The organism is Mesorhizobium sp. B2-1-8 (assembly GCF_006442545.2).
GTDB lineage: Bacteria > Pseudomonadota > Alphaproteobacteria > Rhizobiales > Rhizobiaceae > Mesorhizobium.
Window position 1 is genome coordinate 754,641 of record NZ_CP083952.1, and the last position, 13,770, is coordinate 768,410.

Genomic DNA, 13,770 nt, shown 5'->3' on the forward strand with positions numbered 1-13,770 from the left:
CTGCCGGCCATCTCCCCCTCAAGGGGGGAGATTGGCAGCGTCGACCCAGGCATTCTTCTTGCAATGTTGGTGATTGGCGAAGGCAAACGAGACAGCCGATCTCCCCCCTTGAGGGGGAGATGGCCGGCAGGCCAGAGGGGGGCGCCGTAGGGCGCGGACGACAACAGCCTCATCACAGTCGCACCGCCTTGCCGCTGCGCACGCTCTCGTCGGCGGCAAGGCAGACGGCGAGCGATCGCACCGCGTCGTCCATGTGTCTGGTGAGATCGATATCCTCGCGGATCGCCTTGAGGACAAAAGCCTGTTCGAGATCGCAGAGGTCCTGATGGCCGGGTTCGCCCTCCATCGACAGCATCTCGTCCGGCCTGGCGAATTTGCCGTCCGGCCCGGTTGCGGCGCTGTGCAGACGGATGGTCGAGGTCTTGGTATGGGTGTCGATGTCGTCGGACTTGACGCCTTCCTTCATGACGATCGACACGCAGCCCTTTGGCGACATGACATCCTTCACGAAGAAGGCCGTCTCGGAAATCATCGGACCCCAGCCGGCCTCGTACCAGCCGACCGAACCGTCGTCGAACAGCACCTGCAGATGGCCGTAATTGTACATGGAGGGCGCCACCTCGTCGGTCAGCCGCACCCCCATGCCGCGCACCTCGACTGGCTTCGCATCGGTGATCTGCAGCATGACGTCGAGATAGTGCACGCCGCAGTCAACGATCGGCGAGGTCGTCTGCATCAACTGCTTGTGCGTCTCCCAGGTATGGCCCGAGGATTGCTGGTTGAGGTTCATGCGGAACACGTAGGGACCGCCGAGCTTGCGCGCCTCGGCGATCAACCTGATCCAGGACGGGTGATGGCGCAGGATGTAGCCGATCACCAGTTTTCGGCCGTTGGCCTTGGCGGCGGCGACGACGCGCCTGGCATCCGCCACCGTCGTTGCCAGCGGCTTTTCGACGAAGACGTGGCAGCCGGCCTCGAACGCTCTCACCGCATAGTCGGCATGGCTGTCCGAATAGGTGGCGATGCAGGCGACGTCGGGTTTTTCCTCGCGCAGGGCGTCGTCGAAGGACCGCCTGATGCCATAGCCGGACAGCCCGCCAGGCAATGGCACGTCGGAGCGGTTGACCAGCGCCGCGATCTGAAAACCCGGATTGGTGTGGTAGGCCAGCGCATGGCTGCGGCCCATATTGCCGAGACCGGCGACGACTACACGAAGAGGGGCTTGCGAACTCACTTGACGGCTCCCGACGTAATGCCGCGGATCAGCTGCCGCGAGAAGATGACATAGAGGATCAGCACCGGCAGGATCGCCAGCGACAGCGCGGCCAGGATGGCGTTCCAATTGGTGACGAACTGGCCGAGGAAAAGCTGGGCGCCGAGCGTCACCGTCTTGGTCTCTTCGGATGGCGCCAGGATCAGCGGGAACCACAGATCGTTCCAGATGGGGATCATGGTGAAGACGGCGACGGTCGCCATCGACGGCCGCACGAGCGGCACCACCAGGCGGAAGAAGATGGTGTATTCCGACAGGCCGTCGATGCGGCCGGCATTCTTCAGATCGTCGGACACCTGCTTCATGAATTCGGACAGGATGAAAACGGCCAGCGGCAGGCCTTGCGCGGTGTAGACCAGGATCAGCGCCGTCAGCGTATTGACCAGCCCGCTCGCCACCATCAATTGCAGGATGGCGACGGTGGCGAGGCGGATCGGGATCATGATGCCGAGCGCCAGGTAGAGCCCCATCAGCGTGTTGCCGCGAAAGCGGTATTCCGACAGCGCGAACGCCGCCATGGCGCCGAACAGCAGCACGAAGAACAGCGAGCCGACGGTGACGACGAGGCTGTTCTGGAAATAATGGATGAAGTCGCCCTGGCCGATCACCGTGGTGTAGCCGATCATGTCGAAGGTCTTCGGCGTCGGCGGCGTCAGCGGCGCGCCGAAGATGCCGGCGCGGGACTTGAACGAATTCATGATGACCAGGACCACCGGGAAAAGCGCGATCACCGTATAGGTCAGCAGGATCGCGTGGGCGCCGATGGTGCGGGGGAGCGAACGGGTGGCGATGCTCATTGGAAAACCTCCCTGCACAGAGAGGTTGGCGCCAAGGCACCCCCCTCTGTCCTGCCGGACATCTCCCCCTCAAGGGGGGAGATCGGCAGCGTTGGCCTTGCCGCCCACTTTGCAACGTTGGCGATTGGCGAAAGCAGTAGCGACATCTGATCTCCCCCCTTGCGGGGGAGATGGCCGGCAGGCCAGAGGGGGGTGTTCAGCCGTGACATTTCCGCCCCTCAGAACTGGTAGCGACGCAGGCGCGTCTGGATGAGGAAGAGGTAGACGCAGACACCGCCGAGGATGATCAGGAACATGATCGTGGCGATGGTCGCGCCCATGTTGGGGTCGCCGACCTGTAGCTGGAAGCCGAAGAAGGCGCGGTAGAGGAAGGTGCCGAGAATATCGGTCGAATAATTCGGTCCGGCGAGCGCGCCTTGCGCGGTGTAGATCAGGTCGAAGGCGTTGAAATTGCCGACGAAGGTGAGGATCGAGATGATGCCGATCGACGGCAGGATCAGCGGCAGCTTGATCTTCCAGAACTGCGACAGGCCGGTGATCCCGTCGCATTCGGCGGCCTCGATCACCTCTTCGGGGATCGACAGCAGCGCGGCATAGATCAGCATCATCGGGATGCCGATGAACTGCCACACCGAGATAAGGCTGAGCGCGGTCAGCGCGTATTGCTCCTTGCCGAGCCACGGCGTGAACAGGCTCTTCAGGCCGACGAAATCGAGCAGATGCGGCGCCACGCCCCACAGCGGCGACAGGATCAGCTTCCAGGCAAAGCCGACGATGACGAAGGACAGGATGGTCGGCACGAAAATCGCGGTGCGGTAGAAGGCCGAGAACCGGAGCTTCGGGCTGGACAGGAGCGCCGCCAAAAGCACGCCGACCGGGTTCTGCACCAGCATGTGGATGATGAAGAACCAGACATTGTTGCGCAGCGCGTTCCAGAAATTCACCGACCAGTTGGGGTCGCCGAACAGTGTGCGGAAATTGTCCAGGCCGACGAAGATCTGGGACTGCTCGACGTTTCGGAACAGCGAGAGCTGCAGCGTGCCGGCGAGCGGCAGGATCATGATTGCCGTATAGACCAGCACCGCCGGCGCCAGGAAAACGGCGATATGCCAGCGGAACGGTCTTTTCGGTCGTGTTTGTGCGGCCATGAGTTCGGTCCCCGCCGTCTCTCGGTTCCAGATGATGTGATACTAGATGATGCCTCGATGCATCGCCCAAACCTTGCCCGGTGCGGCAAGACAAAGGCCTGCGACTGATCAGCCAGCCTTCCCCAATAAGAGCAGGGTAAGGCCGAGAGGCAGAGCCGACAATCGCAATATGAAAACAGGATAATCCGGAACCGTCCGGGCATGCGCCCAGCCGATTCCGTTGCCTGAGCTCTTACTTGGCGGGCTTATACCAGCTGTCGAGACCGGTCTGCAGCTTCTTGGCCGCGGCCTCGGGCGTGTCGGTGCCGTTGATGACGTTGGCCGATTCAACCCAGGTCTCGTTTTCGAGGTTCGGCGTGCCGCGCGACAGGATCTGATAGGTCGAGCGGATCGTCGACTTGCACTTGCCGCGCCAGGAGACGAATTCCTGCGCCAGCGGGTCTTGCATCTTCACCGGCGAGGAGTTCAGGCTGAAGAAGCCCGGCAGCGCGTTGGCGTAGATGGTGGCGAAATCCGGCGAGGCCACCCAGGACAGGAAGGTCTTGGCCGCGTCCGCGTGCTTGGAGGCTGCGTTCAGGCCCATGCCGATATCAGTATGGTCGGAGATGTAGCAGGTGTCTCCGGCCTTCTCGACCGGCGGCGGGAAGGCGCCCATCTTGAACTGGGCCTGGGTGTTGAACAGGCCGATTTCCCACGAGCCGGCCGGGTAGATGGCGGCGCGGCCGAGGGTGAACAGGTTCTGGCTGTCCGGATAGGTCTGGGCTTCGAAACCGTCGCCCAGATATGGCTTCCACTTGGCCAGTTCCTCATACGGAGCGACCCAGTCCTTGTCGGTCAGCTTCTGATCGCCCTTGATCAGCGCCTTGCGGCCGTCCTCGCCCTTCCAGTAGTTGGGGCCGATGTTCTGGTAGCCCATGGTCGCGGCTTCCCAGAGGTCCTTGGTGCCCATCGCCATCGGGATATAGGTGCCGTCGGCCTTGATCTTGTCGAGCGCGGCGAAGAACTCGTCGCGGGTCTGCGGCACCTTGATGCCGAGCTTTTCGAAGGCGTCCTTGTTGTAGATGAAGCCGTGGATGACCGACGCCATCGGCACGCAGAAGCTCGCCTTGCCGTCATCGGTCTGCCAGGCGGACTTGGCGACGGGCGAGAAGTTTTCCATGCCGGGCAGCGCCGAGAGATCGGCAAGGTTGCCCTTCTTGAACAGTTCGAGCGACTTGTCGAACGGGCGGCAGGTGATCAGGTCGCCGGCCGAGCCGGCGGCGAGCTTGGCGCCGAGCGCGGCGTCATATTCGGTCGGAGCCGAGGGGGCGAACACCACCTTGATGCCGGGGTTCTTGGCTTCGAAGGCCGGGATCAGCTTGTCCTTCCAGATGGCAAGGTCGTCGCCGCGCCAGCTTTCGATGTTGAGCGTTACGTCCTCGGCGTGAGCCATCCCGGCCGAGCCGAGAATGCTTGTGCCCAGAAGCAGTGCCGTCAGTAGTTTCGTTGTCATGCTCAGTCTCCCTGTTGACCTTTTTCAGGTTCGGTTTTGATGAGAACCTAGGCTTTGGAGCCCTTGTTCCCCTCGCAAGCCCGTTTCACCCCGATCGAAATCGGGATGAAACAGGCTCTATTTCTTTGTTCGAGCATGATCTTTTCCGAAAAGCGGTTTCCAGTTTTCGGGATCATGCCCCAGCGCGGAAAGGGCTGGCCGCAGCTTATGGCCCGTCCGTTCCAGTATCTTCCGCGCGGCGTCGGCGCTGTCGGCGCCGGCGGCGAGCAGAATGGCGGTCTTGACGGCGCCGCCGCTCTTTTCGAGCAGGCTGGCAGCCTCTTCGCGGCTCGCGCCGCTGATGGCGGCGACCATCCGCGCCGCCCTGTCGCGCAGCTTCATGTTGTCGGCCATGAGGTTGACCATGTAGCCGTCATGAACATGGCCGAGATGGATGGCGGTCAGCGTCGACAGCATGTTGAGGGCGATCTTCTGCGCCGTTCCGGCGCCCATGCGGGTCGAGCCGGCGATGACTTCCGGCGGCGTTTCGAGCAGGATGGCGGTGTCGGCCTGCCTGAGCAGAGCCGAGTCCCTGTTGTTGGCGACGCCGATGGTGGCGGCACCCCGGCGCCGCGCGTCCTCGATGGCGCGCACCGCATAGGGCGTCGTGCCGCTGGCCGAAAGAGCGATCAGGCAATCGCCCGCGCCGATGCCGGCATTGGCGACCGCGGTCGAGGCCTCCTCGGCATCATCCTCGGGTCCGCCGGCCAGTGTTTTGAAAGCTTCGTCGCCGCCGGCGATCAGCATGACGATGCGGTCGCGCTGGAGGCCGAACGTGCCGGGCAGTTCCAGCGCGTCGGCCAGCGCCATCAGGCCGGAGCTGCCGGCCGCGGCATAGGCAAGTTTGCCGCCGCTGCTCAGGCTGCCGGCAATGATCTCGGCTGCCCTGGCGATGGAGGGAATGGCGTTGCGGACGGCCTTCGCGGCCTCGACCTGCGCATCGGCCAGCGAGCCGAGGATCGCTTCGGGAGCCTGGATATCCAGTCCCTCGGCATTCCCATGCAGCGCTTCGGTGCGCATTTCGGCCATCCCAGTTCCTCCAACTTCGAAAACAATACCAAAAAAATACCACTTGTCCACACGCATTAACGAATTCGCGGACAGGAAATCGCCGAGCCGACGAATTGAGCAGCTTTTTCAGTAAAATACGGCTTAATCTTTTTGAAACGGAAATTAACCCTTGGCTATTGGTATTTTATTGGTATTATCCGCCCGGAGGAGAAATCGCGTGAAATTCGTGCTCGGCATCGATGGCGGCGGCACCAGCTGCAGGGCCGCACTGGCTACAGCGGACGGCGTTGTTGTCGGCCGTGCCAAAAGCGGCGCCGCCAACATCCGCACCGACCTCACCGGCGCCCGCTCGAACATCGTCGATGCGGCGCGGCAGGCTTTCATCGCCGCCGGGCAGGATCCGGACCTGATCCCGCAAACACCGGCCATTCTCGGCCTTGCCGGCGCCAATGTCGGCACCTACCGGCAGCAGCTCGAAGCGATCCTGCCGTTCAGCACCAGCCGCGTCGAGACCGATGCGGAGATCGCGCTCGAAGGCGCGGTCGGTTCCGGCGACGGCGCGATGGCGATCCTTGGCACCGGCACCGCCTATATGGCGCGCAAAAATGGCAAATCGCGTGCCATCGGCGGCTGGGGGTTCCAGGTCGGCGACCAGGGCAGCGGCGCCCGCATCGGCCGCGACCTGCTGGAACAGACATTGCTGGCGCATGACGGCGTGCGCCAGGCCTCGCCGCTGACCGACAGCATGATGGCCGTTTTCCGCAACAATCCCGAGGACGTGGTCGAATTCACCACCAACGCCAAGCCAGGCGATTTCGGCGGCTTCGCGCCGAAAGTGTTCGAGCACGCGCAAAAAGGCGACATCGTCGCCAACTGGATCCTCGACAAGGCGGTCGCCGATGTCGAGGCCTCGCTCGGCGCGCTCGACCTCGCCGCCGGCGCGCCGCTCTGCCTGCTTGGCGGGCTGGCGCCGCTCTATGCGCCGCGCCTGTCGGCGCGCTACCGCGCCTTGCTGAAGGAACCGCTCGACGATGCGCTTGGCGGCGCGGTGCAGATGGCGGCGCGCCTTTTCACTGGGCACTTGGGGGCGGCGCGATGAGCGATGCCGCCGACCAGATCTTCGCCGCCCTCAAACAATCCTCGCAAAGCGGCGCGCCGCTTTACCTGCAGCTGCGCAAAAGCATCGAGGACGCCGTCAATCGCGGGCTGATCGGCCCGGGCGACGCGCTGCCATCCGAGCGCGACATCGCCACCAAGGCCGACATTTCACGCGTCACCGTGCGCAAGGCGGTGCAGGACCTGGTCAAGGGCGGCATATTGGTGCAGCGCCACGGCTCCGGCACCTTCGTGGCGCCGCGCATGGAGCGCGTCGAGCAGTCGCTGTCGCGGCTGACTTCCTTCACCGAGGACATGGCGCGGCGCGGCATGGCGGTGCGTTCGGCCTGGCTCGACCGCGGCCTCTACGCGCCGTCGCCCGACGAGATGATGGTGCTAGGCCTGTCGTCGAACGAGCTGGTGGCGCGCGTGGCGCGCCTGCGCATCGCCAACGATACGCCGCTGGCGATCGAACGCGCCTCGCTGTCGGCCAGCGTGCTGCCCGATCCGGCCGGCATCGGCTCCTCGCTCTACGCGGCACTGGAACTGACCGGCAACCGGCCGGTGCGGGCGGTGCAACGCATCGCCGCCGCCAATCTCGGCGATGGCGATGCGCGCCTGCTCGAAGTGCCGCCGGGTATTGCCGGCCTGCACATCGAGCGTATTTCCTATCTGGCGAGCGGCAAGGTGATCGAATTCACCCGCTCCATCTACCGGGGCGACGCCTATGATTTCGTCACCGAACTGCGGCTGACAGGGCCGAGCGAAGAGAGCCGACCATGATTGCCAACACCACCCATATGCAGCGCGAGATCGAGGAGATCCCGCAGGCCGTCGCCCGCCTGCTCGACGGCTCGGGAGCGGTGCTGGCCGAAGCCGGGCGCGGCATCAGGGAACGCGACCCACATTTCGTCGTCACCGTGGCGCGTGGTTCGTCCGACCATGCCGCCACCTTCATGAAATATGCCGTGGAACTAACCGCGGGCCTTGCGGTCGCCTCGGTCGGCCCCTCCATCGCCTCGATCTACGGCCGCAAGCTCCGGCTCGGTGGCTCGGCCTGCCTGGCGATCTCGCAGTCGGGCAAGAGCCCTGACATCGTCGCCATGGCCGAAACCGCCCGGGCCGGCGGCGCGCTGACCATCGCCGTCACCAATACCGCCGATTCGCCGCTCGCGCGGGCCTCGGATTTCGCCATCGACATCCTGGCCGGTCCCGAGCGCAGCGTCGCGGCAACCAAGACCTTCATCAACTCCGCCGTTGCCGGTCTTGCCCTGATGGCGCATGCGACCGGCGATGAAGCGCTTCTCGCGGCACTTGCCCGCCTGCCCGAGCATTTCGGCAAGGCGATCGCCTGCGACTGGATGAGCGTGCTGGCCGAGACGATCGAGAAGCAGAAGTCGCTGTTCATTCTCGGCCGCGGCCCGTCGGCGGCGATGGCCAACGAGGCAGCGCTGAAGTTCAAGGAGACCTGCGGCATGCATGCCGAGGCCTATAGCGCGGCCGAAGTCATGCATGGTCCGCTGGCGCTGATCGGCCCCGACTTTCCAGTGCTGGCGCTGGCCGCGCGCGACGCGTCCGAGCCCTCCGTCGCCGAAGCGGCCGACAGCCTGGCGGCCAAGGGCGCGCCGGTGTTCGTCACCTCGGCGCTCGCCAATCGCGCCACGCGCCTGCCGCATGTCGCCACCGGTCACCCGTTGACCGATCCGCTGACGCTGATCGTCTCCTTCTACATGTTCGTCGAGGCCTTTGCCCGGCATCGCGGCCTCGACCCGGACGCGCCGCGCAACCTTCGCAAGGTGACGGAGACCGTATGAGCGACCGTTTTGCCCTGACTGGCGCCCGCATCTTCGACGGCGACGACTGGCATGAAGGCTCAGCCCTCGTCGTGCGCGACGGCCTCGTCGAGGCCATGCTGCCGCAAGGCGCGCTTCCGGGGGATATCCGCGCCATCGACACTGGTGGCGGCATGCTGGCGCCGGGCTTCGTCGACATCCAGGTCAATGGCGGCGGCGGAGTGATGCTCAACGACCATCCCGATGTCGCTTCCATCGAAACCATCTGCCGCGCGCATGCGCCGTTCGGCACGACGGCGCTGCTGCCGACGCTGATCACCGACACGCCCGCGATCACCGCCGCGGCAATCGCCGCCGGCGAAGCGGCAGCGCTGCAAAAAGTGCCGGGTTTTCTCGGCCTGCATCTGGAAGGTCCGCATCTGTCGATCGCCCGCAAGGGTGCGCATGATCCGGCGCTGATCCGGCCGATGACGGACGCCGACCAGGCCATGCTGATCGCGGCGCGCAACAAATTGCCGGTGCTGCTGACCACGATCGCGCCCGAATCCGTCGATGCGGCCCGGGTCACGGCCTTGGCCAAGGCCGGGATCATCGTCAGCCTCGGCCACTCGGATACGGGCCATGCCACGGCAAAAGCCTTCGCCGAGGCCGGCGCCAGCGTCGTCACGCACCTCTTCAACGCGATGAGCCAGATCGGCAACCGCGAGCCCGGGCTGGCGGGCGCGGCCATCGACATCGGCGCCTTGTCGGCCGGGCTGATCGCCGACGGCATCCATGTCCATCCGGCCACGATCAGGATCGCGCTCGATGCCAAGCAGGGGCCGGGCAGGATCGTGCTGGTCACCGACGCGATGGCGACAATCGGCACCGACATGAGTTCGTTCGCGCTCAACGGCCGCACTATCTACCGCAAGGACGGAAGCCTCAGGCTTGCCGACGACACGCTGGCGGGCGCCGACCTCGACATGATCTCGGCCATCCGGTTCATGCACCGCACCGTCGGGCTCGAGCTGTCCGAAGCCTTGCGCATGGCTTCGCTCTATCCGGCGCAGGCGATCGGCCAGTCGCGCCGGCTTGGCCGCTTCGCCAACGGCACGGCGGCGGACATCGTTGCGCTATCGGACGATCTTGGCATAGGAAGCGTCTGGATCGGCGGCGACAAGGTGTTCGAGGCTGCCGCTTCCCGCTGAGAGCGAGGCCATGCAGACAATCGATTGTGTCGTCGCCGGAGCAGGCGTCGTCGGGCTGGCCATTGCCAGGGCGCTTGCCTTGTCGGGCCGCGAGGTGGTGGTGATCGAAAAGGCCGACGCGATCGGCACCGTCACCAGTTCACGCAATTCGGAAGTCATCCATGCCGGGCTCTATTATGCGCCTGGCAGCCTGAAGGCCCGGCTCTGCGTCGAAGGACGCCGGCTTCTCTACGCCTACTGCGCCGAACACGATATCGGCCATCGCCGCGCCGGCAAGCTGATCGTCGCCAGCGAGCCTGCCCAGGCGGACGGGCTACGGGCGATCGAGGCCAATGCGAAGCGCTGCGGGGTCGACGATCTCGAACTTTTGACGCGCGGCGAGGCCGAGCGCCTGGAACCGGCGCTGACCTGCGCCTCCGCGTTGCTGTCGCCATCGACCGGCATCATAGACAGCCATGCGCTGATGCTGTCGCTGCGCGGCGACGCCGAGGCCGCCGGCACATCCTTTGCTTTCCTCACTTCCGTTGCCGGAGCAGCGATCGAAGCCGACGCGATCCGGATCGACACGCGCGATGCCAATGGCGAGACCTTCGTCCTGGAGGCCGGCGCTTTCGTCAACGCCGCGGGCCTCGATGCGCAGGCGGTGGCCAGCCGGATCGAGGGTTTCCCAAGGGGCCTCATCCCCCGGCAGTGGCTGGCGCGCGGCAATTATTTCGCGCTTCCGGGGCGGTCGCCGTTTTCCCGGCTGATCTATCCGGTTCCGGTCGAAGGCGGCCTCGGCGTCCATCTGACGCTCGACCTTGCCGGCAATGCGCGCTTTGGCCCCGACGTCGAATGGATCGACGGCGTGGATTACACGGTCGACCCCGGCCGAAGCGCCGTCTTCTACGAGTCGATCCGCCGCTATTGGCCCGACCTTGCCGACGACGCCCTGCAGCCGGCCTATGCCGGCATCAGGCCGAAGCTGTCCGGCCCGGGCCAAACTTCAGCCGATTTCATGATCCAAGGGCCGGCCGATCATGGCGCGGGCCGGATCGTCAATCTGTTCGGCATCGAGAGCCCCGGCCTGACCGCGAGCCTGGCGATCGCCGACCATGTCGTCGAACTCTTGTACCCGGCCTGAGCCGGAGCGGAATATCTGCTTAGCCGGCTTTGGCGGACACGTAGAGATCCTTGTAGCTGTCGCGGAGCAAGTTCTTCTGCACCTTGCCCATCGTGTTGCGCGGCAGTTCGTCGACGAAAATCACCCGTTTGGGATGCTTGTACTTCGCCACGCGTCCGGTGATGGCGTCGAGAATCTCGGCCGCGCTGATCCGCGACGCGGGTGAGCGCACGACGACAGCGGTGACGCCTTCGCCGAAGTCCGGATGGGCAAGGCCGATGACGGCGCTTTCCAGGACGCCGTCGAGCGCGTCGATCTCGCTTTCGAGTTCCTTCGGATAGACGTTGTAGCCGCCGGAGATGATCAGGTCCTTGCCGCGACCGACGATGTGGACATAGCCGTCGGCGTCGATCATGCCGAGGTCGCCGGTGATGAAGAAGCCGTCGGCGCGGAATTCCGCCTTGGTCTTTTCCGGCATGCGCCAGTAGCCGCCGAACACGTTCGGACCCTTGACCTCGATCATGCCAACCTCGCCCTGGGCAAGCGGCTTGCCGCTATCGGGGTCGGCGATGTGGAGCGACACGCCGGGCAAGGGGAAACCAACCGTGCCGGCGCGTCGCTCGCCTTCGTAGGGATTGGAGGTGTTCATGTTGGTCTCGGTCATGCCGTACCGCTCGAGAATGGCGTGGCCGGTACGATCGCGCCATGCCTTGTGCGTTTCGGCCAGCAGCGGCGCGGAACCGGACACGAACAGCCGCATGTTTTTGGCCGCCTCTCGATCCAGCCCCTCCTGCTGCAGCAGCCTGGTGTAGAAGGTCGGCACGCCCATCAGGGCGGTGGCGCGCGGCAGCAGCGAGATGATGCGGCCGGCGTCGAATTTCTGCTCGAACAGCATCGAGGCGCCGGCCATCAGGACGACGTTGGTGGCGACGAACAGGCCATGCGTGTGGAAGATCGGCAGCGCGTGGATCAGCACGTCATCCCTGGTGAAGCGCCACTGATCGACCAGCACCCGCGCGTTCGAGGCGAGGTTCTCGTGGCTGAGCATGGCGCCTTTCGAACGGCCGGTCGTTCCCGACGTGTAGAGGATCGCCGCAAGATCGTCCGCGCCGCGCTCGACATCGTGGAAATCGGAGGACTGACGCGATGCCTGGTCCGCAAGGGATCCCTGGCCATTACGGTCGAGCGTGACCACGACGGCACCGGATGGGTCGACCATCCCACGGATATCCGCCGACTGCGCCGGATCGCAGACAATCACGCGAGGCGCCGCATCGTCGAAGAAATAGCCGAGCTCGGCCAGCGTATAGGCGGTATTGAGCGGCAGGAAGACGGCGCCGGCGCGCACACAGGCGAGATAGAGCAAAACCATCTCCGGGCTCTTCTCGACCTGCACGGCAACGCGGTCGCCGGGCGTGACATCCATTTGCAGCAGCGCATGCGCGAGCTGCGCCGACTGCGCCTGCATGTCGCCATAGGTGAGCGAGCGCCCATCATCGGTTTCCATCAACAGATGCCCAGGCGCCGGCATCCGGGACCAGAATGCATCGAACAGATGATTGCTCATGAAATCTTCCAGGGTGACGGCAATTGGGGGTGACAGCAATGTCGACGCCGGCCGTGGGTCGGCACGCGGCGAAGAGTTCGCGTTTCCCGGCCCGGCCGTCAAGGCCGCAAAGGGCTGCCCGGCGTCTATCGAAAAGATTCGAGGGATGGGGACAGCAGAGCGCGACGATCAAACAGCCGTCAACGGTGGGCGCGATGACCCGGACCGGCGGCGACCTTTGTTGCCTCGCCTTGCTTGAAGCGTTCCATGCACATGGCGGCGGTCAGCTGGTAGTGATCGATCAGGGCCTGGACGGCGCCATCCGCATTTCCGTCCAGCGCATTTTCAGCAATCAGCCGGTGTTCGGCGAAATCGTCGCGCTGGACGCTCTCGCCGTCATGGGCCATCTGGCGATAGCGGTAGGCGTGATCGGAAAGCTGCTCGCAGAAGCCCACCAGCCAGTGCGACCGGCAGGCCGAGATCAGCACCCGGTGGAAGGCGCGGTGCAATTTCTCCCAGTCCGGATCGAGCGACGAGCTACTTTGCGGCGAAAGCCGTGAGGCGCGCCCCAGGCGATGCAGCGCCAGCACCAATTGTTCTTCCCATTCGGGGGTGCGGTGGGCGATCGATTCGCGCAGCGCCCGCTCCTCGAGCCAACAGCGCGTGCGCGTCAGCTCCTCGAGTTCGGCCGCACTGACCGGCATGATGAAGAAGCCGCGCTGGTCATGGCGGCCGAGGAGACCTTCGGAGGCAAGGCGATTGAGAGCTTCGCGAACCGGAGAGGCACCGGCGCCATACTTGGAAACGACCCATTCGACGCGCAGCTTGCTTGGGGCTTCCAGAGCGCCGCCGAGAAGATCATCCCGCAATTGATGATAGACCGTGCTGGCAAGCGTACTCTTGGCTTCCGTGCCGTCGTCGTTCAGATTGGCAGCTCCATATGTCAAAGCGACTCCTTGTCCCCAACTGTCGTCTTGGGCAATTCGAGTCCGAACACTCCCCTTCTGTACATGTACCATACAGCGCCACGCTTCCGCGGCTCAAGCAGAAGATCGCGCTATTGTACTTTAGAACAAAGAAATATACCCAATCGGCGCGCCGATCGCGGGAATTCGAATATCTCTGCAACCAGCAGAAACTGAACGTGTTTGTATGCACGCAGAATCATATGTTTCTCGTGCGCCCGTGCGAGCATCTTTTCTGTCGCGCGCAAAGACAGTGGCAGGTTCGACCGAATCGATCGGGCCGAGTCAGAGCGGTTCAGTGTCTGTTGGAATTGCCGAA

General features: G+C 64.5%; 12 protein-coding genes. 5 read left to right on the forward strand and 7 right to left on the reverse strand.

Annotated features, from left to right (window positions below; genetic code table 11):
- Window positions 1-172: 172 nt before the first annotated feature.
- The 5 genes from FJ970_RS03580 to FJ970_RS03600 all read right to left on the reverse strand — a co-directional run bounded on the left by FJ970_RS03580 (window position 173) and on the right by FJ970_RS03600 (window position 5,778).
- The gene (locus tag FJ970_RS03580; RefSeq protein ID WP_140760384.1) at window positions 173-1,234 is read right to left on the reverse strand and encodes a Gfo/Idh/MocA family protein; all 1,062 of its coding nucleotides are present in this window, start codon (window positions 1,232-1,234) and stop codon (window positions 173-175) included.
- Window positions 1,231-2,070: a carbohydrate ABC transporter permease gene (locus tag FJ970_RS03585; protein ID WP_127871135.1), complete on the reverse strand. Its 840-nt coding sequence runs from the start codon at window positions 2,068-2,070 to the stop codon at window positions 1,231-1,233. Before FJ970_RS03585 ends, FJ970_RS03580 begins: the two co-directional genes overlap by 4 nt.
- A 218-nt stretch (window positions 2,071-2,288) precedes the next feature.
- On the reverse strand, window positions 2,289-3,218 hold the full coding sequence (locus tag FJ970_RS03590; RefSeq protein ID WP_140760380.1) for a carbohydrate ABC transporter permease: 930 nt from the start codon (window positions 3,216-3,218) through the stop codon (window positions 2,289-2,291).
- A 232-nt stretch (window positions 3,219-3,450) separates the two neighbouring features.
- Window positions 3,451-4,710: an ABC transporter substrate-binding protein gene (locus tag FJ970_RS03595; RefSeq protein WP_140760378.1), complete on the reverse strand. Its 1,260-nt coding sequence runs from the start codon at window positions 4,708-4,710 to the stop codon at window positions 3,451-3,453.
- Between the two features lie 117 nt (window positions 4,711-4,827).
- The gene (locus FJ970_RS03600) at window positions 4,828-5,778 is read right to left on the reverse strand and encodes an N-acetylmuramic acid 6-phosphate etherase (protein ID WP_140760375.1); all 951 of its coding nucleotides are present in this window, start codon (window positions 5,776-5,778) and stop codon (window positions 4,828-4,830) included.
- A 199-nt stretch (window positions 5,779-5,977) separates the two neighbouring features.
- Here FJ970_RS03600 and FJ970_RS03605 point away from each other — a divergent pair, with 199 nt between their 5' ends.
- From FJ970_RS03605 to FJ970_RS03625, 5 genes are read left to right on the forward strand one after another with little or no spacing between them, the layout of a single operon-like run.
- Window positions 5,978-6,859 carry an N-acetylglucosamine kinase gene (locus tag FJ970_RS03605; protein ID WP_140760373.1) on the forward strand — a complete coding sequence of 294 codons (882 nt, stop codon included), beginning with the start codon at window positions 5,978-5,980 and terminating at the stop codon, window positions 6,857-6,859.
- Window positions 6,856-7,638, forward strand: coding sequence for a GntR family transcriptional regulator (locus FJ970_RS03610; protein WP_140760371.1), 783 nt, complete (start codon window positions 6,856-6,858; stop codon window positions 7,636-7,638). Before FJ970_RS03605 ends, FJ970_RS03610 begins: the two co-directional genes overlap by 4 nt.
- Window positions 7,635-8,669 carry an SIS domain-containing protein gene (locus FJ970_RS03615; RefSeq protein WP_140760369.1) on the forward strand — a complete coding sequence of 345 codons (1,035 nt, stop codon included), beginning with the start codon at window positions 7,635-7,637 and terminating at the stop codon, window positions 8,667-8,669. Before FJ970_RS03610 ends, FJ970_RS03615 begins: the two co-directional genes overlap by 4 nt.
- The gene (nagA, locus tag FJ970_RS03620; RefSeq protein ID WP_140760367.1) at window positions 8,666-9,838 is read left to right on the forward strand and encodes an N-acetylglucosamine-6-phosphate deacetylase; all 1,173 of its coding nucleotides are present in this window, start codon (window positions 8,666-8,668) and stop codon (window positions 9,836-9,838) included. The genes FJ970_RS03615 and nagA overlap by 4 nt, the downstream gene beginning before the upstream one ends.
- A gap of 10 nt (window positions 9,839-9,848) precedes the next feature.
- Window positions 9,849-10,961: an NAD(P)/FAD-dependent oxidoreductase gene (locus tag FJ970_RS03625; RefSeq protein WP_140760365.1), complete on the forward strand. Its 1,113-nt coding sequence runs from the start codon at window positions 9,849-9,851 to the stop codon at window positions 10,959-10,961.
- 19 nt (window positions 10,962-10,980) lie between these two features.
- Here FJ970_RS03625 and FJ970_RS03630 read toward each other — a convergent pair whose 3' ends face one another.
- Together FJ970_RS03630 and FJ970_RS03635 are read right to left on the reverse strand one after the other, a co-directional pair.
- Window positions 10,981-12,507: a malonate--CoA ligase gene (locus tag FJ970_RS03630; protein WP_140760362.1), complete on the reverse strand. Its 1,527-nt coding sequence runs from the start codon at window positions 12,505-12,507 to the stop codon at window positions 10,981-10,983.
- Window positions 12,508-12,686: 179 nt separating this feature from the next.
- Entirely contained in the window at window positions 12,687-13,433 is a 747-nt protein-coding gene (locus FJ970_RS03635; RefSeq protein WP_140760360.1) for a GntR family transcriptional regulator, read from the reverse strand.
- Window positions 13,434-13,770: the final 337 nt, after the last annotated feature.